21 protein-coding genes and 1 pseudogene are annotated in these 24,203 nt (G+C 35.0%); 9 read left to right on the top strand and 13 right to left on the bottom strand.

Annotation, left to right across the window (positions count from 1 at the left end; all coding sequences use genetic code 11):
- The first annotated feature begins 108 nt into the window (after positions 1-108).
- Entirely contained in the window at positions 109-1,758 is a 1,650-nt protein-coding gene (locus RV17_RS02165) for an alpha-glucosidase (RefSeq protein WP_071868391.1), read from the top strand.
- Between the two features lie 185 nt (positions 1,759-1,943).
- On the opposite strand, the gene RV17_RS02160 is transcribed toward RV17_RS02165, so the two are convergent.
- The 7 genes and pseudogenes from RV17_RS02160 to RV17_RS02130 all read right to left on the bottom strand — a co-directional run bounded on the left by RV17_RS02160 (position 1,944) and on the right by RV17_RS02130 (position 8,911).
- Complete coding sequence (locus tag RV17_RS02160) at positions 1,944-2,504, bottom strand: TIGR01440 family protein (protein WP_071868390.1); 561 nt, start codon at positions 2,502-2,504, stop codon at positions 1,944-1,946.
- A 25-nt stretch (positions 2,505-2,529) separates the two neighbouring features.
- The gene (locus RV17_RS02155) at positions 2,530-3,015 is read right to left on the bottom strand and encodes an ECF transporter S component (protein WP_067482070.1); all 486 of its coding nucleotides are present in this window, start codon (positions 3,013-3,015) and stop codon (positions 2,530-2,532) included.
- Positions 3,005-3,819, bottom strand: a pseudogene (locus RV17_RS02150) (bifunctional hydroxymethylpyrimidine kinase/phosphomethylpyrimidine kinase). The gene RV17_RS02155 and the pseudogene RV17_RS02150 overlap by 11 nt, the downstream one beginning before the upstream one ends.
- A 166-nt stretch (positions 3,820-3,985) precedes the next feature.
- Entirely contained in the window at positions 3,986-5,509 is a 1,524-nt protein-coding gene (locus RV17_RS02145) for an AMP-binding protein (protein ID WP_067482067.1), read from the bottom strand.
- A gap of 188 nt (positions 5,510-5,697) precedes the next feature.
- Positions 5,698-6,702 carry a tyrosine-type recombinase/integrase gene (locus RV17_RS02140; protein WP_067482065.1) on the bottom strand — a complete coding sequence of 335 codons (1,005 nt, stop codon included), beginning with the start codon at positions 6,700-6,702 and terminating at the stop codon, positions 5,698-5,700.
- A gap of 210 nt (positions 6,703-6,912) precedes the next feature.
- Positions 6,913-8,223, bottom strand: coding sequence for a sensor histidine kinase (locus tag RV17_RS02135; RefSeq protein WP_373270177.1), 1,311 nt, complete (start codon positions 8,221-8,223; stop codon positions 6,913-6,915).
- A gap of 13 nt (positions 8,224-8,236) precedes the next feature.
- On the bottom strand, positions 8,237-8,911 hold the full coding sequence (locus tag RV17_RS02130; RefSeq protein WP_067482061.1) for a response regulator transcription factor: 675 nt from the start codon (positions 8,909-8,911) through the stop codon (positions 8,237-8,239).
- Positions 8,912-9,107: 196 nt separating this feature from the next.
- On the opposite strand from RV17_RS02130, the gene RV17_RS02125 reads away from it, so the two are divergent.
- From RV17_RS02125 to RV17_RS02105, 5 genes are all read left to right on the top strand, one after another.
- A complete protein-coding gene (locus RV17_RS02125; protein WP_071868388.1) occupies positions 9,108-9,524 on the top strand; it encodes a hypothetical protein in 417 nt (138 codons plus the stop codon).
- 27 nt (positions 9,525-9,551) lie between these two features.
- Entirely contained in the window at positions 9,552-10,118 is a 567-nt protein-coding gene (locus RV17_RS02120) for an isochorismatase family protein (protein WP_071868387.1), read from the top strand.
- A gap of 17 nt (positions 10,119-10,135) precedes the next feature.
- Positions 10,136-12,331, top strand: coding sequence for a type IA DNA topoisomerase (locus tag RV17_RS02115; RefSeq protein WP_071868386.1), 2,196 nt, complete (start codon positions 10,136-10,138; stop codon positions 12,329-12,331).
- A gap of 122 nt (positions 12,332-12,453) precedes the next feature.
- A complete protein-coding gene (locus RV17_RS02110; protein WP_186807802.1) occupies positions 12,454-12,747 on the top strand; it encodes a hypothetical protein in 294 nt (97 codons plus the stop codon).
- Positions 12,748-13,758: 1,011 nt separating this feature from the next.
- Positions 13,759-15,186, top strand: a complete 1,428-nt coding sequence (locus RV17_RS02105) for an amino acid permease (protein WP_071868385.1) — start codon at positions 13,759-13,761, stop codon at positions 15,184-15,186.
- A 204-nt stretch (positions 15,187-15,390) separates the two neighbouring features.
- On the opposite strand, the gene RV17_RS02100 is transcribed toward RV17_RS02105, so the two are convergent.
- Together RV17_RS02100 and RV17_RS02095 are read right to left on the bottom strand one after the other, a co-directional pair.
- Positions 15,391-15,672, bottom strand: coding sequence for an rRNA processing protein (locus RV17_RS02100; RefSeq protein ID WP_071868384.1), 282 nt, complete (start codon positions 15,670-15,672; stop codon positions 15,391-15,393).
- A gap of 105 nt (positions 15,673-15,777) precedes the next feature.
- Positions 15,778-16,809 (bottom strand): Gfo/Idh/MocA family oxidoreductase, encoded by a 1,032-nt coding sequence (locus RV17_RS02095; protein WP_071868383.1) that lies wholly within the window; start codon positions 16,807-16,809, stop codon positions 15,778-15,780.
- Between the two features lie 201 nt (positions 16,810-17,010).
- Here RV17_RS02095 and RV17_RS02090 point away from each other — a divergent pair, with 201 nt between their 5' ends.
- Positions 17,011-17,883, top strand: coding sequence for a MurR/RpiR family transcriptional regulator (locus RV17_RS02090; protein ID WP_071868382.1), 873 nt, complete (start codon positions 17,011-17,013; stop codon positions 17,881-17,883).
- Between the two features lie 39 nt (positions 17,884-17,922).
- On the opposite strand, the gene RV17_RS02085 is transcribed toward RV17_RS02090, so the two are convergent.
- Positions 17,923-18,867, bottom strand: a complete 945-nt coding sequence (locus RV17_RS02085; protein ID WP_071868381.1) for an L-lactate dehydrogenase — start codon at positions 18,865-18,867, stop codon at positions 17,923-17,925.
- A 130-nt stretch (positions 18,868-18,997) separates the two neighbouring features.
- Entirely contained in the window at positions 18,998-20,050 is a 1,053-nt protein-coding gene (locus RV17_RS02080) for a family 20 glycosylhydrolase (protein ID WP_071868380.1), read from the bottom strand.
- Positions 20,051-20,252: 202 nt separating this feature from the next.
- Here RV17_RS02080 and RV17_RS02075 point away from each other — a divergent pair, with 202 nt between their 5' ends.
- Positions 20,253-21,302, top strand: a complete 1,050-nt coding sequence (locus RV17_RS02075; RefSeq protein WP_067482039.1) for an AI-2E family transporter — start codon at positions 20,253-20,255, stop codon at positions 21,300-21,302.
- A gap of 400 nt (positions 21,303-21,702) precedes the next feature.
- On the opposite strand, the gene RV17_RS02070 is transcribed toward RV17_RS02075, so the two are convergent.
- The gene (locus tag RV17_RS02070; protein WP_071868379.1) at positions 21,703-22,647 is read right to left on the bottom strand and encodes an MBL fold metallo-hydrolase; all 945 of its coding nucleotides are present in this window, start codon (positions 22,645-22,647) and stop codon (positions 21,703-21,705) included.
- 106 nt (positions 22,648-22,753) lie between these two features.
- On the opposite strand from RV17_RS02070, the gene RV17_RS02065 reads away from it, so the two are divergent.
- The gene (locus RV17_RS02065; RefSeq protein ID WP_071868378.1) at positions 22,754-23,182 is read left to right on the top strand and encodes an Rrf2 family transcriptional regulator; all 429 of its coding nucleotides are present in this window, start codon (positions 22,754-22,756) and stop codon (positions 23,180-23,182) included.
- Positions 23,183-23,245: 63 nt separating this feature from the next.
- Here RV17_RS02065 and RV17_RS02060 read toward each other — a convergent pair whose 3' ends face one another.
- A complete protein-coding gene (locus RV17_RS02060) occupies positions 23,246-24,103 on the bottom strand; it encodes a class C sortase (protein WP_071868377.1) in 858 nt (285 codons plus the stop codon).
- Positions 24,104-24,203: the final 100 nt, after the last annotated feature.

Below are 24,203 nucleotides of genomic sequence, written 5' to 3'. Positions count from 1 at the left end.
TTTGAGTGTTTCTTTGAGTGTTTTTAATTCTTTTTTGTTAACGGTAACAAAGACTTATAGGAAGCAATTTCGTTTATAATTGATGAAAAGGTAAAGGAGGACATCCGCATGACAAAAAATGTGCAATGGTGGCAACAAGAAGTAGGCTATCAAATCTATCCCGCGAGTTTTAAAGACAGCAATCAAGATGGGATTGGTGATATTAATGGAATTCGTGAAAAATTAAGTTATTTAAAAGAGTTAGGGATTGGCTTCATTTGGATCAATCCTATTTATTCTTCTCCATTTGTTGATAATGGTTATGACATCAGTGACTATCAAGAAATCTTAGCAAAATTTGGAACAATGGCAGAATTTGATTTGCTGTTGGCTGAAGCACATCAAATGGGAATCAGAGTCATTATGGACTTGGTCATCAATCATACATCCGATCAACATAAATGGTTTATTGAATCAAAAAAATCGGTAGATAATCCTTTCCGTGATTATTATTTATGGGCAGATAGCACATCAGAGTTAGCTCCAAATGAATGGCAGTCCATTTTTGGTGGTTCAGCCTGGACACATGATGAGGAGAGCGGACAATCTTATTTACACGTTTTTGCCAAGGAACAACCTGATTTGAATTGGGAAAATCCGAAAGTGAGAGAAGAACTATTTACCATGATTCGCTGGTGGCTAGAAAAAGGAATTGATGGCTTTCGATTAGATGCCATTTCACATATCAAAAAAGCAGACTATGCTGTTCCAGCAACAGCTAATCCATTTTCACCATTTCAAAATGTAACCGGAATCGGGGAGTATTTGACCGAACTAAAAACAATTTTTAACGAGTATGACATCATGACTGTTGGTGAAGCAAGTGGTGTATCTGCAACGGAAGGCCCACAATGGGTTGGTGAATCTGGGTATTTTGATATGATTTTTGAGTTCGATCATATTTCTTTGTGGAACCATGAAGAACAAGGTGCGCTGGATGTTGTCAAACTGAAACAAGCATTAAGTCAGTGGCAGAACTCTTTAGCAGGAAAAGGATGGAATGCACTTTATATGGAAAACCATGACGTACCTCGAAGCGTTTCTGCGTTTGGCAATGACCAGAATTATTGGTTGGAGTCTGCAAAAGCGTTAGGAATGATGTATTTTTTCTTACAAGGGACACCATTTATCTATCAAGGACAAGAAATTGGAATGACCAACATGGCTTTCGAATCAATCGAACAAGTAGATGCACTTGATTCAAGAAAACTTTATCAACGATTGCTTCAAGAAGGGCGCACACCGGAAGAATCATTGGCAATCATTCGTAGCACGACAAGAGATAATAGCCGGACACCAATGCAATGGACGGATGAAAAATTTGCTGGTTTCTCTTCACATGAGCCTTGGTTAGTTGTTAATCCAAATAAGGAAGTTATCAACGTCGAAGCGCAAGAAAAAGAACCAAATTCACTTTTATCTTTTTATAAACAAATGATTCAATTACGAAAGCAGCATACTGCATTGATTACAGGTGAATTCAAAGAATATTTACCTGAACACAAGCAGTTATTTATTTACGAACGTATAGAATCTAGTGAACAATTCCTGATTATGGTAAACTTAACGATGGAAAAGGCAACTTTTGATCTAACAACTGAAAAATTAGCGGAAGACTGGTCACTGGTATTAACCAATTATTTAGATGAGCCCCAATTTGGTCTTGTTGGTGAATTTGCACCTTATGAGGCCAGAATGTATCAACGAAAGGTTCTCTAGTACACATCTGAAAAAGTGTAAGAAGAAAAGGAGCCAAAAAAAGGAAGCTGGGGAAAAAACCAGCTTCCTTTTTCTGAATAAATGGTGTTCCCAAAGCAGCTTCTTCGGTAATAAGTCCTCTTTTTATAAACATATGGAAAGTGATTGTTAGAAAAGGTTTCTTATTACTTGAAGCTAATCACTACTTAACGTTCATTAGTATTGTATTGCGTACGTGGCCCGCCAATGTATTTAGGACGAGAACGTAGCGCAGTGACATGAGCTCCACCTAAAGTATTTGAACGGGGACGGACAGGAACTTGAACATGTTTGACGTGCATGCCAATAGACGTATCACCGATATCAATTCCCGCTTGTGCAACAATGTGTTCGACCTCGACTGGATCAGCAAATTGCTCGAAGGCGGCAACAGAACAAGCACCACCCGCATGTAAAGCTGGAACAACTGTTACAATTTCAAAATTTTTCTTTTCTGCCACGTTACGTTCCACGACAAGTGCCCGATTTAAGTGTTCACAGCCTTGGACAGCTAGCGAGATTTCCTTAGGATCAAGGATTTCTTTTAATGTTTGGACAATCCATTGACCAACTTCAGCACTAGAGTTTTTTCCGATATGTCCACCGACAACTTCACTGGTACTACATCCTAATACAAATAAATCACCTGCCCTTAGGTTTGCTTCATTCAAGATATCAGTAACCATTTCCGTTAATTCTTTTGCCAACATTTCTTTTGTTAATTCCATTTTATTCATCCTTCTTTCGCTATGATTAGCGTTGTTTTCCTAATTGAAATCGTTTCAAGCCAGAAACTAATGGGTAGGTGAGAGCAATTCCGAATAGATTCTGAATCATATTTCCGGGAATTGACGCGACTCCCGCTGGCCAGCCATATAAGAACCAACCGGCTAACAAATAGCCAATAATCATGACTACACTACCAGTTAATAATCCAAGAAACCAGCGAAGCGTTGTTTGTCGACCAATCAAACCCACTGTCAATCCTTGTAACCCATGAATGAGCAGAGAAAAAATCGCCCATTGTGGATAACCTGAAATCAAATCAATCAATAAACCACTGGAACCACCAACTACTAAGCCACCAATCGGCCCAAATAACGAAGCTGCTGTATAGATGCCAACTTCACACAAGGTAATAAAACCATTTGTGGCTGGAACGGGGATAAGAATCGTCAGAGAAAGCGCAACAGTTAGCGCAATCAACATAGCATAAGTGGTTATTTGTCTAATGTTCATTCCTCGTTATTCCTCCTTTAATTTTCCTCCGGACCAAACACTTCCGGAGCCATCATTCATCAAGATGCCGTGTTCAATACAATGATAAACATAATCTTTACTAGTCGCAATTGCGTCAGGTAAGGAGTTTCCTTGGCATAAATTTGCTAAAATAGCAGAAGAAAACGTACAACCCGCACCATTCACAGTTGACTTTGTTAATTTTTTACGAGTAAATAGTTGTTCTTTTTCGCCGTCAAAAAATAAATCGATAGCAAAGTCACCATGAATGCCTTGACCACCTTTAATCACAAGTTGTTTTGCTCCGAGAGCGTGGATGGTTTGAGCTGCGTGGCGAAGATCATCTAGTGAGCGCAACTTATCTTGGTTTGCTAGCAAAGCCGCTTCTTTTAAATTTGGGGTAATCACAGTTGCTAAAGGAAAAAGTTCAGAAATCATTTTATCCATATAACGTTTATTTTCAGTCGTTTTGGTTTCTTTAAACGCAAGGACAGGATCTAGGACAACTGGAAGTTCTGAATTTTGTATCAAAAAATCACGTACAATCGTGATGGCTTCTTCTGAGTGAAGTAAGCCAAGCTTGATTCCATCAAGGCTCGTCATTTTTGTTAGTGAAGCTAATTGTTGTTTCAGTAGTCTCGGTGATAGATTTTCTAATTGGAATGCGCCTTGCTCATCCAAAAAGCCTACACAGGTTAAGGCACTTAGGCCAAAAAGCTGGTAGTTTTCAAAAGTTTTTAAATCGGATTGAATTCCGCCACCTGCGAAAGGGTCAGATCCGCCAATTGTTAATACTCTTTTCATCTTGTTTTCCTCCATGAAAGCAAGTATAGCGAAAGTAAAATAAAATGAAAACAGCCAATTGGCAGATTTGAAACTCAGCCAATTTTGTAAAAACGGGGGAATAAAAAATACTTTTGACAACGAAGAGAACATCGTTATCAAAAGTATCAGTTTGTTTAAAAAATTTTTATTGATTTTTTAATTCTTGTTCGATTTGCAGACGTTGGACTTTCATTGTTGCAGTCCGTGGAATATCTTCAAATGCGCGAATAATTGGCGTATTCAAGCGTGGTAGTTCATGAACTTGTGTCCAATAAGTGTCCCAATCCATTTCTTTTCCAGGTGCTAAAGCAATGATTGGCTGTGGTGAATCATTTTTATCACGTACGATTACGACTTCAGCAAGGAAATCAAGAGAGTCAAGTAAGTAATCCTCGATTGCTAATGTACTATTGATTGTTTCGATCAAGTCAACTTGACGATCTTTTAAGAAAAGGTGCCCATCTGCATTCATTACACCGTAATCACCACTGTCCCACCAGTCGCCATAAACATTTTCTTGGAAACGTGCATCTTCTTTGTAGTAAGTCAATGCGCGGCCTTTTGATAAGAATTGGATATGACCATCTGTGCCAATAGGTAAGAGATTCCCCTGGTCGTCTGCGATTCGAGCTTTAGTCAAGTCACCAAGACCAACGCCCATATCACGAGCATCGTTTGTTTTTAGTGACTCCAATGTATGTGCTTTGAGAATCATTGGACCACATTCGCTTTGACCATAAACTTGTAAAAAGATAGCATCCTTGGTGTTAGATGTGTCAAGAAAAGTTGCCATCGTTTGATTATTAATTGCATCAAAAGTCGAGTGGTAGTAACGAATTCCAGCAAAAGCTTCTGGTGCCTCTTTTGCAACGAAACTCCATTGAACAAAGTTATTTGGATGCGTTTCTAGTGCAATTGGTGGATTTTCAGTTAGCATTTTAACTACATGATCCCCCTGTGCATTAGCTAACGGCATCATTGGGAAACCCATAGCCATTAAAGAAGAAATTCCGATATTGAAACGAGAGTGGACGGGAGAAATGTGGAAAGCAACTAGTTCTTTTGCTGCAATTTTTGTAAAAATCGTTTTTTGCCATTTTGTTCGCCAGCCCATAGAGTTTGCTGAATGACAAATCAATTTTGGAATGCCTGTTGTTCCCGAAGTATGTGTCATATAGGCAATTTGATCTTTTGGTAGTTCTTGTTGAGAAACTGGCGTTGTCGATTGGTTCAATAATTCTTTCACTGATAATTGCTTTTCTTTTGAACCATTTGAAATCCCTGCTACGCGTTCAGCAGTAACTTCGTCAAATAAGATAAAGGGATCTTCTAATCGCTCAACGAAAACTTCCATTGTCGCTGTAGGTAAGTGATAAGAAGTCATCACAGGTACAGCACCAAGATAAGAAGCAGCAACTGCCATTAAATAAGTATCGAATGCTGAACTTTTATATAGCATGATTTTGTCGCCAAGCCCAACACCCATTGCTGCCAACTGATAGGCACGTGTTAAGACGGTTTCATAGCTTTCTTTGTAAGTGCTTTTAAATCCAAGCTCAGGAAAAGCAACTAGAGGTTCGTCAATAATAATTGGAATATCTGGTGTTCTTTTTGCTGCCTCTTTGTAATTAGTAAATAAATTAAGTGGGGAATATTCGATTGTTTCCATAGGTCACACTCCATCAAATTTTTGTTAAAAGGGTTACAAATTCCGCTATAATCGTAGCACAAACGCTTTGAAAATAACAGATTATTTTGTGAATAAAAGAGCAAAACGTTTCCTTTCTAAAAGATAATCAAAGTGAAAAAAGCTTTATTGCTGGTTGATTTCTAGACAATTTAGCTAAAATCGGTATGTTAGCTAAATTGGCGGTAGGAAAATACCAGCATTTTTTGATAGACTTCTTGAAAATTATGTTGATTGAGGTAGCGATTACCACATAAATAGTTAACTGCGTCGAGATCATCCAAATATTGTTCAGTATAATAACGAAAAGTTTTTCGACACAACTCTGGTGAAAGATTTTGATAAACAGTTACTTTACTTAAAATTTGCCGAATCGTTCGAGGAGAAATCTGCTGGTCATGTGATGATTGAAAGACAAATTCTTCCGCAGCTAATTCATTTAGTGTGAGATACGCTGTCAGCAAACTGAATGCTTCATTGGGAAGTGGTACTTGATTCAACCGGTTTTCTTTTCGATGTAATTGGATCAGCTGTTTTTCTAGCAGGAGATCTTTCCTCTTTAATTCAACAATTTCATGAATTTTGAGTCCACAATAAAGCAATAGTGCAAGGATTGCGAGATTGCGTGGTCGGTTTTTCTTCTCAAAACTAGCTTCTCGGCTTGTGTCAAATCCTGCAGATGGTATGAATAGTGTTTCAAAATCAAGTAATAAATCCGCAGAGAGATAACGTGGTGCGGCTGAAGTGGTCTCTGGGGTGCTGGTCCCTAACAACGAAATTTCTTCTTTTAGTTTGCCATTTTGAAACAAAAACTTCAAAAAATGGTTGAGCGCGTATTGTTTCCGAGAAACACCATGATAATTATTTTTAAATGTCTGTTCGACAGTCTGTTCAGCGGCTGTCTGAAAAGAGCGTGTATGACGATATATACTAGCTAGAAAGTTCAGGTAATCTTGTTTTTCTAATTGTAAGATAAATTCATCATCCATTTCTTGCTTTGGATAAGCTTCTTTTAGAAAATCGGTAAATAAATGGAAATCTTTCGCATATTCATAACGGCTACTTAAAGATAAGTGTCCCCGGTTTTCAAGCAAGAACTGTTCAAAAATTGGCGGTAACAATTGTAATCTTTGTTTCAATTTTTCTTGTACTTGTTTTCTAGTTTTACTATCCATAATTGTTCTCCTTTCAGCTTTGGATAAAGCAATCCTAAACGCAGATGAGTTATTAACGAGATCAGGCAAAACGATAGCTGATTCTTTCTCTTATCCTAAAACAAAAGTCAGGAATAGGAAAGTATTAGTACAGGAAAAACAATTCTGACTAAACTATCTAAATAAAAAATTCCGATAGAGATCAAATCAATTGATTCTATCGGAACTCTTTTATTTTAGGGGTAATTCAACAGTGAAGATGACACCTTGTGGTTCATAATCCCTTACAGAAATTTTCCCTTTATGCTGCTCGACAATTTGTTTGGCAATTGCCAAACCCAGCCCATAGCCACCAGTTTCTTTTGAACGAGAACGATCTTCACGATAAAAACGTTCAAAGATTCGCGCTTTTTCTTCAGGGGAAATATTTGGTCCAGTATTCTTAACTTCAATTTTCCATTCTTTGTTAGTTATTTGTGATTCAATCAAGATAGAATCACTTTGGCTAGTGTATTTCAAAGCATTATCAAGTAGGATAACTAATACTTGATGGATTTTCTTTTCATCAATGAAGACAGTAGCTGTGGTCTTATTCGCAATCAAGAAATGTTTTCCATCCATTTCGGCCATTTCTTGAAATGGCTTAACTAATTGAGCGATGAACGGCTGGATATTTACAGCTGTTTTTGATAACAGCCGTTGATTCGAATCATTTCGCGCAATCGTTAATAAATCTGTCGTCAGTCCAGTAAGTCGCCGGGTTTCTGCTAAAGCTTGAGCAATACTTTCTGATTCTTCGATAACAGTGTGATTTGGTTTTGTAAATAAATGTTCTAAGCTATTTTGGATAATAGACAAAGGTGTTCGGAATTCATGAGAAGCATTTTCGACAAATTCCTTTTGCTGTTTCCACGAAGCTAGAATAGGGCGCATACTTAAGTTAGATAGATAATAACTAATACCAATTGAAATCAGCCAGAAGACGATCATACAAATAATCATAACAGTTTGAAAGGTAGCTAGAGAATCTTTAATCTGATTTGTATTTGCTAATACTTGAATATAAGCAATTTCGCTCTGATTGGACTCAGCTTTACGTGTAATTGAACGAAAAGCCAACGAATGATCGTTCTCTGAGTCAGATAAATCAATACTTTGAATAACATCTAGATTTTTGGTATTCAATTTCAATCCTTGAATTTGATTTAAACGGCCACCAATAGCAGCTTTATTTAAAATCTCGCCAGAAGCAGACCACAAAATCACTTGGGTATTAAAACGATTGTTATCCGGATCACTTAAGGGTTGTCCACCAGGAAAATTTTCTAAAAAGGGGTTTCCTTGTTCATAACGAGAAATTTCTAACTGAACGGCTCGCGAATTTGCATCAATTTGAGTTAGACTTAAATCAGTTTCTCTGTAGGCAGATTGGTTCAGCAGTTGAAGCGTGATAAAGCCTAATAAAATAAAAATACTAGCAAAAGCAGTAACATTAGTTAAAAAGAAACGGATTTTTTGCTTGTTAGGAAATCTGTCTTTTATTTTTCTCATTTTGTTACACTTCCTGTAAAATGTAGCCAACGTTTCGAAGTGTTTTGATGTCTTTCGCAAGAGTCGTTTCACGCAGGTGTTTTCGTAAATTACTCATATAAACTTCAACGACTGTTAATGTCGTATCGGAATCAAATCCCCAAATCCGATCGAAAATCTGTTCCTTTGTTAAAATAATACCTTTGTTTTGCAAAAAGTAAGTTAAGAGTTCAAATTCTTTTCCTTGAATTGGTAAAATTTCGCCTTTAAAAGAGACCTCATTACGATTTAAATCACAAGTAACACCTTTGTATTCAAGTGAATGCTCATAAAAAAGTCCCAAAGAACGTTTCAATAACGCTTTGACACGCATAATCAACTCTTCACGATAAAATGGCTTAGTTAAATAGTCATCAGCGCCTTTTTCAAACCCTTCGATTTTATCTTCTAAACCATCTTTTGCTGTTAAAATCAAGACAGGCGTCTGGATATTTGCTTTTCTTGCTTGGGCTAAAACTTCGTATCCGTTCATTTCGGGCATCATCAGATCAAGAATAACTAAGTCATAAATACCACTTTCTAATTCAAAGAGCCCTTCACTACCATTGTAAACTTGGACGACTTCTCCAAGATCGTTAATAATCTCTTTGATGTTGTCAGATAAAACTTTTTCATCCTCAACAATGAGTAACTTTATCATTGATTCACCTCATTTTTCATTCTAATTAATTTTAACATAGTTAACCTAAAGTTAGCTTAAAGCAATTTTGTGTGTCTAATTGAGGAATTACCGACTGCAATTATTAATAATAAGTAAAAAAAGCGTTCTTTCAGTAAAAATAAATGTAATGTTTCTGAAAATAGTTTTATAGTGTCGAAAAAGAGAGGGGATAGCTATGTTAAAGAAAAAAACAGTCTTTTTGGTGACTTGTACGCAATCACTTGGAAAACATATTACCAAACAGCTTTATCGGAACGTTCGGACAAGTGATTTGAAAAATAAGTTGAAATTTGTTTATGTAGAACTAGCCAAAAATCAAGACATGATTCATGCACTTCAAGGAGACATCGTTTTAGTCGATTATTTTTTGAATCGAGATGTACCCAAGATTGCTTCTAACTTATCACCAGATGTGTGCATTGAGTTATTGAATATTGGAAGTACTAGTACGCATTCGCCAATCATGCTCGAACGGCAACTTGAGCCTTTGCTACAGTTAAACCCTTTGGAAATTCGCGTGCATAATAATCAAGATTTCTCTTTGCTTGAATACGTGTTGCCAGCGGCAGATATCGGACAAAATCGGCTGTAATGTAGAAAACAATGAGGGAACGTTTGTATGAAAGCACAACTATATGATGCACTAGTCGTAATTGATTTACAAAATGGTGTTTGTCACGATAAAACTGAAATTTTTGGATTAGAATTGCTAACAAAACAAGTAAATGAACGTATACTTTTATATAAAGAACAACAAAAGCAAATCATCTTTATTCAACATGCCGATAAAGAACTAATTTCAGGGACAACGGCTTGGAAAATCATTCCCGAAATCATTCAACCAAATGAAGCGCGTTATATAGAAAAAACGCATGCGGATGCTTTTCTCGAAACAGCGCTACAAAATATGCTGATGGAGTTAAATATTCAGACGCTGGAAATTTGTGGGACACAAACAGAATATTGCGTTGATACGTCAATCAAAGTTGCGCACCACCTAGGCTATCAAGTAAGGAAGCTGCATTCTTTAACAACGACTTACGACAACGCATGGATAAATCTTCATTTTTATGAAACTACGAATGTATTTTCGCCTTTCCTTATCAGACTCTTGATGAGGCAAGGCTTTTTTTGGTTGTCAGATTCAAGAATTTGTTTCATAATAGGTAAGTCGAAAATAGCTTGAATAACGGAGGGGAAGCTATGAAAACAGTCATTTTAGCTGAAAAGCCATCACAAGCAAAAGCGTATGCTGAAGCCTTTCAACAACGAAAAAAACGGGATGGTTATTATGAAATCAAAGATCCGTTATTTACAGGTGAAGTAACAATTACTTATGGATTTGGCCATTTAGTAGATATGGTTCCACCGGGAGCATATGATCAACGTTGGGCGAGATGGTCCTTAGAAAATTTACCTATTTTCCCTGAGACTTTTCAATATGAAGTTCCTACGGATAAGAGAGCGCAGTTTGCAATTGTCAAAAGAGAGCTGCAGTCTGCAAATACCATTATTGTTGCTACTGATGGGGATCGAGAAGGAGAAGCGATTGCCTGGTCGATTATTCGTCAAGCAAAAGCATTTTCCAAAGAAAAAAAATATCTTCGTTTATGGATTAATTCCTTAGAAAAAGAAGCAATCTATGATGGCTTTAAAGATTTAAGACCAGGTGAATACTATTACCCGAAGTATAAAGAGGCAAAAGCAAGACAAAATGCTGATTGGCTAATCGGAATGAATGGCAGCCCTTTATACAGTTTGTTGCTTCAAAATAAAGGAATTGATGGTAGCTTTTCACTAGGAAGAGTTCAGACACCTACTTTATATATGATTTTTAAACTACAAGAAGAAATCAATCGTTTCAAAAATGAACCTTATTTCGAAGGTGAGGGAGAAATTCGACATCAAAATGGGCGATTCATCGGAAAAATGGAACCCAAAAAAACTTTCAAGACACCAGAAGCATTAACAGAAGAATTACAAAAGTTAGGTGCGCATTTGGGTGTTCAAGAAGGGCGAATCAACAAGGTAGAAAAAAAAGAAAAGCAAATACGTAGTCCACGATTATTTTCGCTATCTAGTTTGCAATCGAAAATGAATCAGTTGATGAAAGCTAGTGCAAAATCAACTTTAGAAGCGGTTCAAGGGTTATATGAAAGTAAATTTTTAAGCTATCCCAGAACGGATTCGCCATATATCACTGATAATGAACATCGCTATCTAGTTCAGCGATTAGAAAAATATAAAGGATTTCTTGGTATTGATACGATTGAAACACCAGAACTCTTTCCAAAAAAACGTTACGTTGATGCTAGTAAAGTACAGGAACATCATGCAATTATTCCTACCAAAACGATCCCGACCAAAGAACGTTTTGCTAAACTTTCGCGTCTCCAACAAGCGGTCTATTTGCAGGTGCTACAAACGACGCTCGCAATGTTTGCAAGTAACTACATTTATGAAGAAACAACTGTTTTGACAGCTGTAAATCAGTTGAGACTAAAAAGTATTGGCAAAATACCTATCCAACAAGGTTGGCAAGCGATCTTAAATACTGGAAAGAAAAAGAAAAAAGACCTGCAAAAATTGCCGATAATTCAAGAAGGTGATCTTGTTGAAGTCGAATTGAAGCGTCTCGAAAAAGAAACACAACCTCCCAAACCTTACAATGAAGGGACGCTGATTACAGCTATGAAAACAGCGGGGAAAACATTAGATGATAACGAAGCACAAGAAATATTGAAAGAAGTGGAAGGGATTGGAACTGAAGCAACACGTGCAAATATTATCGAAAATTTGAAGCAGCGTCACTATATCGAAGTAAATAAAAATGAACTATTTGTTACTTCAAAAGGTATCACTTTATGTAAAGCTGTCGCAAGTGAACCACTATTGACCAGTGCCGAAATGACTGCGCGTTGGGAAGGGTATTTACGAAAAATTGGAGAGAACCAAGGAACTCCTGAAGTATTTTTGGAAAATATCAAAAAATTTATTTTACATTTGCTAGATTCAGTTCCGCAACAAATCCAACAAGTTGATTTATCAAAGGAAGTTAGCGGTACACGTCAAATTAAGGCGATGGAGAAGAAGAACGATCAATTGGGTCGCTGTCCAAAGTGTCAAAAAGGGGTTGTGATGTTGTATCCTAAGGTTGCAAGTTGTCTCAACGCAGAATGTGACTTCAAATTATGGCCAATAGTCGCTAAAAAGAAACTGACTAAGACGAACTTACGTGAGCTTTTATCGAAAAGAAAGACCAGCAAGGTAATCAAAGGATTTACTGGTAAAAAAGGAAAGTTCGATGCAGTTTTAGTATTAAAAGCGGATCTAACAATTGGCTTCGAATTCCCATGGATGGACAAAGCAAATTCAGAAAAAGAGTCACAATCAGAGTAAAGACATTTATTCCGAAAAGTGAGAACTTTAACACTTAGAAAACAAAAATAAAAATATTTATAAAATAATAAAGATAAGAGGTACCGTTTTTGCGAAAAATTCATTCATTACTAAATTATTCAATGGGGGTAATTGTTTTAATTGCGCTATATCAAGCATTTATCAAGTATCCAACTTATGGGACGAAATTACTAGCTGTTACTTCGGAAAAGCAAACAGCTTATTCACCAACATTGATTTTATCGACAGTAACAGCGTTAGCAAAAAGTGCTTTGTACTTTTTTCATAAAACAACAAGCATGCTGAAACGAAAAAAACAAAGAAAACAACTATTCTTAGTTCTAGGAGCTGCCGGAGTGATCTATTTCTTGCCTGTAATCAAAGAGGTTTTTCACCAGGTGACAGCAGCTTTCTAAACAATGTTTGAAACTCTCTTTTTAGATTAAGAAGTTTTAACATTACAATGCTTAATTATATATTATTGTCAGTAGCCTAAAAAGCCATCAAAAGAGGAATTGTATCCCAAGATTCCTCTTTTTTGTGCTTAATTAGTCTGAATCAATCAAGACAGAGATAATAAAATAAGTTCACTTTATATGTCTAAAACCAGTGTTTTTGATTATTTTCTATATTCTAATTGGTAATTTTGTAGATGTATAAATGATTTCATTAATCCACCAAGCACGCCAAAAACCTGTGAATTCGCAAATCTTATGTTTATCCTACGAACAAATGACAATATTGACTACGAATTTTCGGAATTTGGGTACATTTTTTCAGAAATTAAGTAGTTTCAAGCTAAATCTAAAACATTTTTACCAAGACAAGTGTACGTCAGAATTTTAAACACAAATTTTACTGTGTTTTACGTATATAAAACAAAAACGAATGATTTTCGTCAAATAATGCTTAATTTAGGAACAAAGGGAGGGTTGGTACAGCGATTTAAATTTTAAATTTATTTTAGTTTACATAATATATATTATACAAAGTAGATTATAAGAATGAGATTCACTCTTTTAATCAAATAATTGCTGTTTTATATTAATTTTAGCTAATTATTACTGAATACAACATTTAAAAATTATTTTGCATGAATTTTGTATGTTGCTTTTATCTTTACTCAACATAAATACTATAAAAAATGATTTATCTTTATGTATTGTGATCAATACAATTATTGTAACTTTTTTAATCGAAAAACTACTGATTATGTTTAAACGCTTGTGGGATTTCAACCTTAACTATTGATTATTTAGTGAAATTTGCAGATTGATTGTTTTAATCGCTTTATTTCTTAACTTATAGATGATTTTTATTTTTTAGTTCTCTTTGTGTTCTTTCGCTATATTTTAAGTGAAACACAGATTGTCTTTCATATTATTTTCAGAAAAATAAGATTATAATACTTGCTGGAGGTTATGTATATGGAAGAAAAGAAAAATTTTATTTCGTGGCCCGTGTTGGCATTAATGTCTTTTGTTACGGTTATTGGGTTTGATGATATTATTTATAATTTTGCTAATCAAGGCATGGGTGTTATTACTTCATGGGTTATTTTGTTAATACTATACGTTGTTCCCTATTCATTGATGGTTGGTCAGCTGGGGTCTGTCTTTAATCATGAAGGTGGTGGTTTGAGTTCGTGGGTTCGTGGGACAAGTGGTGATAAACTTGGCTACTTTACGGCATGGACTTATTGGGCTGCTTCTATCCCCTATGTTGTTGACACGGCGAATGCAGTGGTAGTTGGTTTTGGTTGGTTGATTAATGGAAATGATTCGATGGAAGACACAATGTCTAATTCGTTATTTGCTTTACTGACATTTGTTATTTTCTTGGCATTTATTTTCTTGCAACGTCATTTCAAGAAGTCTTTAGAAGTTCTAAGCACAATTGGCGGTGGTGCAATGTTTGTGATGACAATCTTATTCGTTATTATGACCTTTACTTCTCTATTTATGCCAAATGGACACATTGAAACACAACCAATGAATTTCAAAACAATTTTGCCAAAATTTGATCTGCATTACTTAACAACGATTGGGTTACTGATTTATGCAATTAATGGAGCAGAATTAGTTGCGCCTTTCGTTACTCGAATGCGTAAACCGAAGAGAGAATTTCCTAAAGCAATGATTATGTTAACTGTTATGACTATTTTCTTAACTGTTTTTGGTTCTTTTTCTTTAGGTGTATTCTTCGATGCGCACCATTTACCGAATAATCTAAAGATGAATGGTTCTTATTATGCTTTTCAACGTCTAGGTGAGTTTTTTCATATGGGGAATAGCTTGATGTATATCTTTGCGGTGACACAAATTATTTATATGTGTGCGCTGCTTGCAGTTTTACTTGATGCTATGACAAGAATGCTTATCTCAGATACAGGTAAAGAATTCATGCCTAAAAAATTAACAAAATTAAATGAAGATGGTCTACCAATTAATGGATATATTCTAACAACTGCGTTAAGTGCTTTTATTCTATTGTTGGGTGTTTTCTTGCCAGAAATGAATGATATTTTTAACTGGTTATTGAACTTGAATGGGATTATTTCTCCAGGTGTGACTTGTTGGATTTTCTTTGCGTTTATCAAAATCCGTTTAAATAGTCAAAAATACCAATCAGAGTACGTGTTTATCAAAAACGACCGATTTGCTGTTGCTGTTGGTGTCTGGTGTTTTGCTGTAACAATAATTGCAACGCTTTTTGGTGTCTTACCACAGGATGCCGCTTTTGGTTCATCACTTTTTTGGCATGAATTAATCATCAATATTGTTGGAATTGTTGTTTTGATTGGTTTAGGGTTCGTTATGCCCTATCTAGCAAAACGCGAAAGGAATCAAATTTAATAGTGTAAACATAAATAAAAAAAGACAAGGCACTAGCGTTTAGTGCCTTGTCTTTAGAATAAAGAGACGGGGAGAAAACTAGAAATCCAGTCGTTATCAACACATTTTCCAATTAAAAAAAGCCTAAAATCAACGTTCTGAGAAACGAATTTTAGGCTTTTTTTCTATTTAAGTGAGGCTACGTTTGTCTCAACCTATTTTTGTTTATTTAGAATGTTTGTTTTTTGGTGTCAATTCTTCCAATTTTTCTTTGACATCTTCTATGACTTCTTCAAGTTTGTTTGGTTCTTCTTTTGTGTCATCTTCAACCGCATTTGATCCAGATAATGCGACTGTTTTTTCTTCCCCAGAGTTAGTTCCAGATAATGCTTCTTGTTTGTTTTGTGTTTCGCCAGAATTAGTGCCAGCCAAAGCTACTTCATCATCTGTTTTTGGTGCCATTGATCCTCTTAGTCGTTTTCCTTTTTCACCATCGTAATTAGTCATAGTTTTGTCCCTCCAGAAAATTATCATGTTCTCTTATTTATCTTACCTAAGAATAAATAGACTGTCAAAAAGGATCTCTTTAATTTAAATTTTTGAATATAAATGTTATTCTTTCTCTTCGTTTTCTTGAATAGAACGAATGCCATTTTCTAAAATCTGCATTTGTAAAATGGTTTCTTCATCTTTAATGAGTTTTTCTGCACCATTGATTAATGTTTCATAAATACCGTCATATACACGGCTATAATCACCTATCTCTGAAGTCACCTTTTCTTCACGATAGATGTTTTTATCATCCATGTAAGTTAAAACACCAAAATGTTCCGGTAAATCTATTCCAAAATCAGCGTTATCTGGCATATAAAACATTTTCAAATGTTCTTCTTGACGATCTTTCGTTTGTTTGACAAACATGCCTTTTTTTCCATAAACAACAAAGCTAGGACGTTCTTTGATTCTAAAGTAACTTGATTTTATTGAGATTTTCATTGTTCCATAGAAAAAATCTAAATCAAAATAATCATTCATCCGACCTTTTCCTAATAATTGGCGAACATCATAATGAATGTCGTCTGGTTCACCAAAGTAAGAAAGAACTTGGTCTACTGTGTGACACGCATGTCCGTAAAGATAGCTGTTTGCTATAGAAAACGTAGTGGTGCTTTCAGGGATTTCTGGTCGAAAATAATCGTAATGCATCTCGATTTCTAAAATATCTCCTAGTTTGCCACTTTCAATTACCTTTTGTACAGTTAAAAAATCTGAATCAAAACGTCTATTTTGATAGCATTGGATAAACAATCCTTGTTCTTTAGCTAGAGAAAAGAGTTCTTTTGCCTCTTTAGAAGTTTCTGCAAAAGGTTTTTCAACTAAAACATTTTTGCCGTGTCTTAGTGCAAGTTTGGCATATTCATAATGAAATTGACTTGGTGTCGTGATAACGACTAATTGAATCTCAGGGTCGTTCCATAAATCAGCTAGTTTTGTAGTGTACTCGATATCATCAAAAGTTTCCCAGGCTGGTTCACTTGGTGAGTAAATTTTTTTGATTCTTATTTTGTCTGATAATTTTCTAGAAAAAGGTAAATGATAACGATTTGTACTCTTTCCATTTCCCAGATAAGCAATTGTTAACATAAATAAACCTCCTATATAGTTGATACGCCAAGTATACTGAATCCTGTGTTCAAAGTCTTAACGTACACGTATTTTGGTAAAAATGTTCTGAATTTCACTGGAAATTAACCGTTTTTTGAAAAAAAGTACCAATTTTTAGGAATTAGTAGCCAACCTTGTCATTTGTTAGTAAGATGATAAAGACGTTAGGAGGTTGAAAGCGTGTTGATTGAAGATAAATTAGCCGAACAAGAAACATTTACTACTACAGAGAAGCGGATTGCAGATTATATCCGATTACATTTTGAAGAAGCCGTCTATTTAACGATTGAGGAACTGGCAAAAGCTACATATACTTCTCACTCAGCTATTATTCGTTTATGTAAAAAAATGGGTTATGCGGGCTTTAAAGAATTTCGCTTTGAATTAGGACGTGAAGTTCATCAACTAGTAGCCCAGTTTAATCATGTGATTGATCCAAATTTTCCATTTTCACATGAAGATAATGCTCAAACGATTGCTAATAAAATGGCAGACCTTACTGTTCAGACAATAAAAAAAGCGCAACTACAAATTGAAGGACAAGAATTAGATACGATAGCAACCACGTTAAATCAAGCAAACCGAATGTTTTTATTCGCAAAAGGAGATTCCCAGATTACTGCAAGGAAGTTTCAAAATAAGTTAGTTAAGCTTAATAAATTTTTGATTCTTGCTGAAGAGTATAGTGATTCTTCATGGAATGCTGCTAATCTGATGAAAAATGATTGTGCGATCTTTATTAGCTATAGTGGTCGTATTCACCATTATGAACGGATATTGGCTTACTTGAACTATGTGGGTACCCCTTCTTTGCTAATTACAGGAAACGAACATTCTGAAATGGCAAAGAAAGCGACAATGAGTTTAGTTATTTCTCAAGATGAATATGACTTTGCAAAAGTCGCTACTTTCTCTTCTCAGATTGCTTTTGATTATGTGCTAAATACCCTTTATTCAGTCATGTATGCACAGAACTTTCAAGAAAATCTACTTAATCTTAAAGACAAGCAAGAACTTTTGCAAAAAGGGCTTTTGAAAGAATATCATAACTAAAAAAGGGAAGAGCTCCACCTCTTCCCTTTCACCACATTATTATTTTACAGTATCTAGAACAGCTTGTAATTCGGATACAGAGCGATTAAATGACTCTTGTTCTTCGTCTGTGATAGCTAATTCGATTATTTCACGGACACCATTTTCATCTACTACAGAAGGTACCCCAGTAAAGATGTCCTTTTGACTATATTGATTTGATAAATAAGCTGAAACTGGTAGCACGGCTTGCTCATTATTCAAGACGGCTTTTACAATCCGAGTAGTACTCATTCCGATACCATAGTATGTTGCTTTTTTTCGGTCAATGATTTCGTAGGCTGCATTTTTAACCTTTTCAGCAATTATTGTTAGCTCACCTTTTGTTAGGCGAGAATCACTTTCTACTAGTTCGAGAATCGGTTTGCCACCCACTGTTGTGTGAGACCAGACAGCAACTTCAGAGTCACCATGTTCACCCATAACATAACCGTGAACACTTCTTGGGTCGACTTGTAATTTCAATGCGATTTCTTTTCTTAGTCTAGTAGTATCTAAAGTTGTTCCTGTACCAATCACACGATTATTTGGTAAACCAGATGTCTGCCAAGCAATATAAGTGAGAATATCTACGGGATTTGAAGCAATCACAAGGATACCATCAAATCCAGCATTCATAATTTGTACAACTATTTCGCGCATGATAGTCGCGTTTGTTTTAACAAGGTCTAGGCGAGTTTGGCCAGGTTTTTGATTGATCCCTGCTGTGATGACTACTAGATTAGCATCTGCGCATTCAGCATAGTCACCAGATTTAACAGCAATATTTTCTTCGCCCCAAGCCATACCATCCAGCAAGTCAAGTGCTTCTCCTTCTGCTTTTTCGTGATTAACATCAATTAAAACTAATTCATTTGTAATCCCTTGATTAATCATCGCATAGGCAATACTTGTTCCAACGAATCCTGTACCTACAATTGCGACTTTTCTACTTGTTTTCATCATATATAATCATCTCTTTCTAGTATTTTTCTTTTCATGAAAAGTATAAATGATTATTTTCCATTTATAAAGATGATATTTATAATAGTTTTTATTATGAAATCTTATAGAAAAGCAATGAGAATGAATGACTTTATTTTGTTGTTAGCTGATCATTCCAGAGCATTGTTTGTTGCTCTTTTAGTGGTTCTTTAATCATTTGTAATACTTCCTCTTCCGTTAATGCATCTGGGAAGTCGCACCAGATGGCAAAATATGTTCCAGGTACTTTAGTTAGTTGCTCCTCTGTAATCTGTTGATTACCAGAAAAAATCGTTGGCTTCCACTCATTTTTTATTTTATCTCCAGTAGGATAACGATAGCCCGCTCCTTCACCAAGTACAAAATAAAAATAGTTATCATTGAAATTTAACACTTGATGCCCTTCTTCAAAAAAGGTTTGAACATCTGCCATTTGTGCATTGTAATTTGTCCAATAAGTGATTTGAATTGATTTCTTCAGGCCGCTTTCCGCTTTCTGATTCTTTTTGTAAACTCCATCATTCCAGATACGTGCAGTTTTACCAGTTGATTCAACTAGAGTTGCTAGGTCATTGATATAATCAATAAATAGATCATAGGTTCTATCAGGATTCTGATAAATTTCCTCTGCTTTTCTCGCTAATTGAGGATAGCGATCTAATTCATCAAAACTAATATATTCGTCTGCTCCTAAATGAAAATAATGTGAATCATGGAATAGTTCTAAATATTCTTTGATAATTTCTTTGATTTTATTCACTGCCAGTTGATTTGTGATATCTATTGCACGGTTTGAAGGGAAAACATCTGAGTCTTCTCCTAAACGTTCCATCTGCCATTCTGGATAAATACTAAGTAGTCGTTTCAAGTGACCAGGACTATCAAATTCTGGAATGATTTCGATTCCCAGTTGCTTAGCATAAGCGATTAATTCTTTGATTTCTATTTTTGATAAGTAGTGCGACGAAGTTAACGCTGGAACAGTTTCGCATTCAATTCGGAAACCTTCGTTGTCCGAAAAATGAAGCTGTAATGCATTCATTTTTAGTGATGCCATGTAATCAAGTAGATTTTTTAAAAAATTGGGTGAATAAAATTTGCGACCAATATCAATTGATAAACCTCGTTCTGTGGAAATTGGTAAAGAATCTGTTAGTTTTGTCATTTTGTCTGCACCTCTACTTTATATATTTAGATCTCTTTAGTAGTATGACATAACTCTTTCGTATGTAAACCCTTTCTTTTTTAGATGTTAGTAAGGAATTGATAAGAAAGTACCTAATGTTACTTTTAACGGTTTTCTTTTTAAGTTTGTTCATTCTATAATGAGTTTGTTACGTACTATAATTTTCTGGGAGGTTGTATGATTGTCTTTTTACCAACGATTTTTGGCAAATGAAAAAATTCGTAGGTTGACTGTTCTACTTTCAGTTATCTTACTACTTTTCTTATCTAAAGCAATGATTACTACGGTCTTGCTCACCTTTATCTTTACCTATTTAATGATTCATCTTGTTCAGATTATTCAGCGTTTTGTTAAGATACCAACTGCAGCGCTGACAGTAGTTATTTATTCGATAGTAGTTTACATGATTTATCTGGCACTAACGAAGTATATCCCTATCTTGATTCATCAGACTTTTGATATGGTTGGTTCAGTTATTCACTTTTATGAACAGCAACCTAAAGATGATAATCCACTACTAACCTATGTTCATAATTATATTGAACGCAATGATTTTTTTGAACAAGTGCAAAATAGTGCATCTATTGCTATTGGCTATCTACAAGATCTTGGAAAATTAGCTGTAGCGTTTGCCATGTCCTTTATTTTGAGTTTCTTTTTCATGATTGAGAAGAAAAAAACAGTGCTTTTTTCTCGACTCTTTTTGAAAAGTGAGTTTGCTTGGTTCTTTCAAGATATTTATTATTTCGCAGATAAATTTGTTAACACGTTTGGCTTAGTTTTGGAGGCACAATTTGTGATTGCTGTTTTGAACACCGTGATTACGACAATTGCCTTAGCTGCATTTGGATTCACTCAATTACCTAGTTTAGCGATCATGATTTTTATTTTGAGCCTGATTCCAGTAGCGGGTGTTATTATCTCTTGCATTCCATTGTCATTTATTGCTTACTCGCAAGGAGGAATCAGAGATGTTGTTTATATTTTAATCACGATTTTGATTGTCCACTTGATCGAGTCTTATGTATTGAATCCTAAATTGATGTCTAGCAAAACAGAATTACCGATTTTTTATACTTTTATCGTACTATTAGTCAGTGAGCGTTTGTTTGGTGTTTGGGGACTAATCGTGGGTATTCCGATTTTCACTTTCTTTTTAGACATTTTAAAAGTAAAAGAAATTCCTCTACATCTAAAAAAAGAGCAACAAGAAGTAATTAAAAAAGAGTAAAAAATAACGTCGAAGTCCTGTAGTGACCCCGAAAAGTTAGACTTTTTATAGAGTGGATTCATCCGCTCTATTTTTTATGCCGTTTTTTGATTTCATCCAGAACAATCAAAAGTCATGTTCCACCATTTATTTGGCACTTTGGTAACGGAGATACTTAGTAAGATAAGGGGTTATCTTATTCTCGTTTTCTAATAGATATATGGAATGAAAATGGTGGTTGCTTTTGTATCTAATATATAAAAAAACTCTTTTTGTTCTGATAAGCGGTTGATAGCAACTTATTCGAACGAAAAGAGTTTATATCTCTAAATTTTTTATCTCCAAATATAGGTCATCATCTTTTTGTCTTTAATATTGTGAAGAAACTTCCTGATGTAGACGTCTTCGCTATTTGATAAGTTTATTCCCAGTCCATTTCTCCAGTCACAACTTTAGCACTCATTTCTAAACTTCCATCTGGCAAATTTGGATAAGCTTTTTTCATTTTTTCGATAATCTCTGCGCTTGCTTGACTATCTTTTTCTACTTCAATAAATTTTTGAATATAGTCTTTGGTAAATTCAATATTTTTGGCTGAAAAATCATTTCCTTGTTCAAAATGCCCTGGAATAACTACTTTAGGCTGCAAAGAAGTTAGTTCATCAAGGTCTGTAATCCATTGTTCTTGGGCTTCAATCGTTTTTGTATCTGCCATAAATAAATGGCTACCTGTAGAAACAAGAATCCCACCTAAAAGTAAGTCATCTTCTTTATTGTAAAGTGTTTGTTCCTTTCTATCGCTGCCAAAAATTGAGAATTCTGTTCCCTCTAAGCTAATTGAATCTTTCACTTCTTCGGGAATAATGATTTCGTCGGGTGTATTTTCTTTTAGCGTATCCGACCATACAGAAAGCTTCGCCTTGTAAGTTTCTTTGATTCTTTCAATGTTAGAAGCTGTAGCTAAAAGTTTAGCGTTTGGAAATTTCTTTTTGATTTGGCTTGCTCCAAAATAATAATCTGGATCACTATAAGAAATATAAATTGTCTGAATATCAATGTTCTTGTCTTTAGCTACTTTTAAAATCTTTTCTGCGTCTGTTTTTGAAAACTGAGTATCTACTAATAAGCCTTTACCGTTTTTTTCAATAATTGTTGCAGTAGCCCCAAACACTTCATCTGGATTCATAGTGTAATATGTGATATTGTGCCCGTTCGTTTCTGTATACATCTTTGTGTCCTCCTTTGTCGTTGTTGTGGCGTTACTTGAATTATTTTTTGTGTTTTCCTCTTTATTTTGAGATGAACAAGCAGCTAACAAAACCGTGCCCATACTAATTGCTAATAAAAATAAACCAATTTTTTTCATACGATACCCCTTTCTAGATAATACTTCCTGCCTGTATATTTGTAAATTACAGGTAAATAATATATAATAAAAGTATAGATGTCAAACAAAAAGAAAAGGTGATCGAATGAAGTATTCAGTGCGACTTAGTGATGCTATACATATCTTAGCTTATATTCAAATTTTTCAAGGAACTGATTTATCCAGTGAAGCAATTGCCAAAAGTGTGCAAACAAATCCGGTAACTGTTAGAAAAATCATGGGTGATTTGAGAAAAGCAAACCTAATTAAAACAGAATCAGGAAAGGCTGCCCCCTCTTTAGTAATGCCACCGGAAGAAATTTCATTAGCTACTATCTATAAAGCGGTCGAAAAAGACCCAGCAATTTTTCATTCAGATAAAAATACTGCCCCAAATTGCTTAGTTGGTGGAAATATTCAAAAAGTATTGGATCAGAAATATATTTTTTTACAACAATCAGTCGAAAACGAAATGAAAACTATTTTTTTATCAGAAATTATTGAAGGAATTCTTCAAGAAAGCACGAATGGTTAATTACAATCAAAAAAGCGTAAGCAGGCTCCTTCCAAGAGTAGTCTGACTCACGCTTTTTATTGATTATTGTGTTCTTTTCTTTTTGATCTTTCTAAAGATGAAAAGACTAAGTAACACGGCTAAAATTATTCCACCTATCCAAATAAATAATTTGTTTCGATTGTGGTTGATAGTTTCTTTGATTTCTTTCTCCGCTTCTGGCTTATATGGGATTCTGTGGCCCCGAACGAGCAAACGATGTGTATTGACCATATAAGGGGTACATGTCATCAAGGTAATAAGGTCTTCTCCATCTTGAATCAGTAAGTCTTGAGTGTCTGTAGGTTCAATCGTTTTTATTTGGTCAACTTCATAAGCTAGTCGTTCATTGTTGATGTCAATATAGAAAACATCTGTCTTTTTTAGTTTAGGTAAGTCCGTAAATAGTTTAGCTTCTGGTAGTCCTCGATGAGTTGACAAGACGCTGTGAGTAGTTGGACCACCAGAGGGAATACTTGTACCTTCAAGCAAGGAAACACCGTTTTGTAAAAACAATTCGTTTGTCTGATCAAAAATGGGTAAACTAACTTTGATTTTTGGAATAGTTAAAGTTGCAATTGTATGCTGTTTTAAATAAGATTGTTCTTTTTTGATTTTCTTTTGCTGTTCATTACTTACCGCATCATTAAATGCTGCTACTCCAGGATTATTTCCATCTTTTGCTAACTCCGCATTCTGTTTATCTTGTTTCTCTTTTAGTTTGGCAACTACTTCTTCATTTTCGTTATTGGCCTTTTGTTGATAATACTGAACTAATTGTTGATCGAAATAACTATTAACGGCATCACTAACAAATGGATAGGAAAATAAACCAATACCAAGAAATAGAACGATTATCATGAAGATATCTGTTTTTTTTCTGTCCTTTTTTTGTTTTTTCATCTCACTCACCTCACCTGTTTGTAAAATCATCGAAAAATTGCTAGAAAAAGGCTGTAACAAAAATCAATTTTGACTTTTGTTACAGCCTCACCTTACCTAC

Source organism: Enterococcus thailandicus (assembly GCF_001886265.1).
In the GTDB taxonomy this organism is placed as follows: Bacteria; Bacillota; Bacilli; order Lactobacillales; family Enterococcaceae; genus Enterococcus_B; species Enterococcus_B thailandicus.
This window is presented reverse-complemented; position numbering and strand designations above follow the sequence as displayed.

Bases quoted from the DNA above. Each gene is read 5' to 3' on its own strand.
- RV17_RS02130 (WP_067482061.1), bottom strand. From the start codon at position 8,911: ATGATAAAGTTACTCATTGTTGAGGATGAAAAAGTTTTATCTGACAAC.
- RV17_RS02140 (WP_067482065.1), bottom strand. From the start codon at position 6,702: ATGGATAGTAAAACTAGAAAACAAGTACAAGAAAAATTGAAACAAAGA.
- RV17_RS02115 (WP_071868386.1), top strand. From the start codon at position 10,136: ATGAAAACAGTCATTTTAGCTGAAAAGCCATCACAAGCAAAAGCGTAT.
- RV17_RS02155 (WP_067482070.1), bottom strand. From the start codon at position 3,015: ATGAACATTAGACAAATAACCACTTATGCTATGTTGATTGCGCTAACT.
- RV17_RS02165 (WP_071868391.1), top strand. From the start codon at position 109: ATGACAAAAAATGTGCAATGGTGGCAACAAGAAGTAGGCTATCAAATC.
- RV17_RS02110 (WP_186807802.1), top strand. From the start codon at position 12,454: ATGGGGGTAATTGTTTTAATTGCGCTATATCAAGCATTTATCAAGTAT.
- RV17_RS02120 (WP_071868387.1), top strand. From the start codon at position 9,552: ATGAAAGCACAACTATATGATGCACTAGTCGTAATTGATTTACAAAAT.
- RV17_RS02145 (WP_067482067.1), bottom strand. From the start codon at position 5,509: ATGGAAACAATCGAATATTCCCCACTTAATTTATTTACTAATTACAAA.
- RV17_RS02070 (WP_071868379.1), bottom strand. From the start codon at position 22,647: ATGAAAAAAATTGGTTTATTTTTATTAGCAATTAGTATGGGCACGGTT.
- RV17_RS02065 (WP_071868378.1), top strand. From the start codon at position 22,754: ATGAAGTATTCAGTGCGACTTAGTGATGCTATACATATCTTAGCTTAT.
- RV17_RS02125 (WP_071868388.1), top strand. From the start codon at position 9,108: ATGTTAAAGAAAAAAACAGTCTTTTTGGTGACTTGTACGCAATCACTT.
- RV17_RS02100 (WP_071868384.1), bottom strand. From the start codon at position 15,672: ATGACTAATTACGATGGTGAAAAAGGAAAACGACTAAGAGGATCAATG.
- RV17_RS02085 (WP_071868381.1), bottom strand. From the start codon at position 18,867: ATGATGAAAACAAGTAGAAAAGTCGCAATTGTAGGTACAGGATTCGTT.
- RV17_RS02080 (WP_071868380.1), bottom strand. From the start codon at position 20,050: ATGACAAAACTAACAGATTCTTTACCAATTTCCACAGAACGAGGTTTA.
- RV17_RS02095 (WP_071868383.1), bottom strand. From the start codon at position 16,809: ATGTTAACAATTGCTTATCTGGGAAATGGAAAGAGTACAAATCGTTAT.
- RV17_RS02105 (WP_071868385.1), top strand. From the start codon at position 13,759: ATGGAAGAAAAGAAAAATTTTATTTCGTGGCCCGTGTTGGCATTAATG.
- RV17_RS02060 (WP_071868377.1), bottom strand. From the start codon at position 24,103: ATGAAAAAACAAAAAAAGGACAGAAAAAAAACAGATATCTTCATGATA.
- RV17_RS02160 (WP_071868390.1), bottom strand. From the start codon at position 2,504: ATGGAATTAACAAAAGAAATGTTGGCAAAAGAATTAACGGAAATGGTT.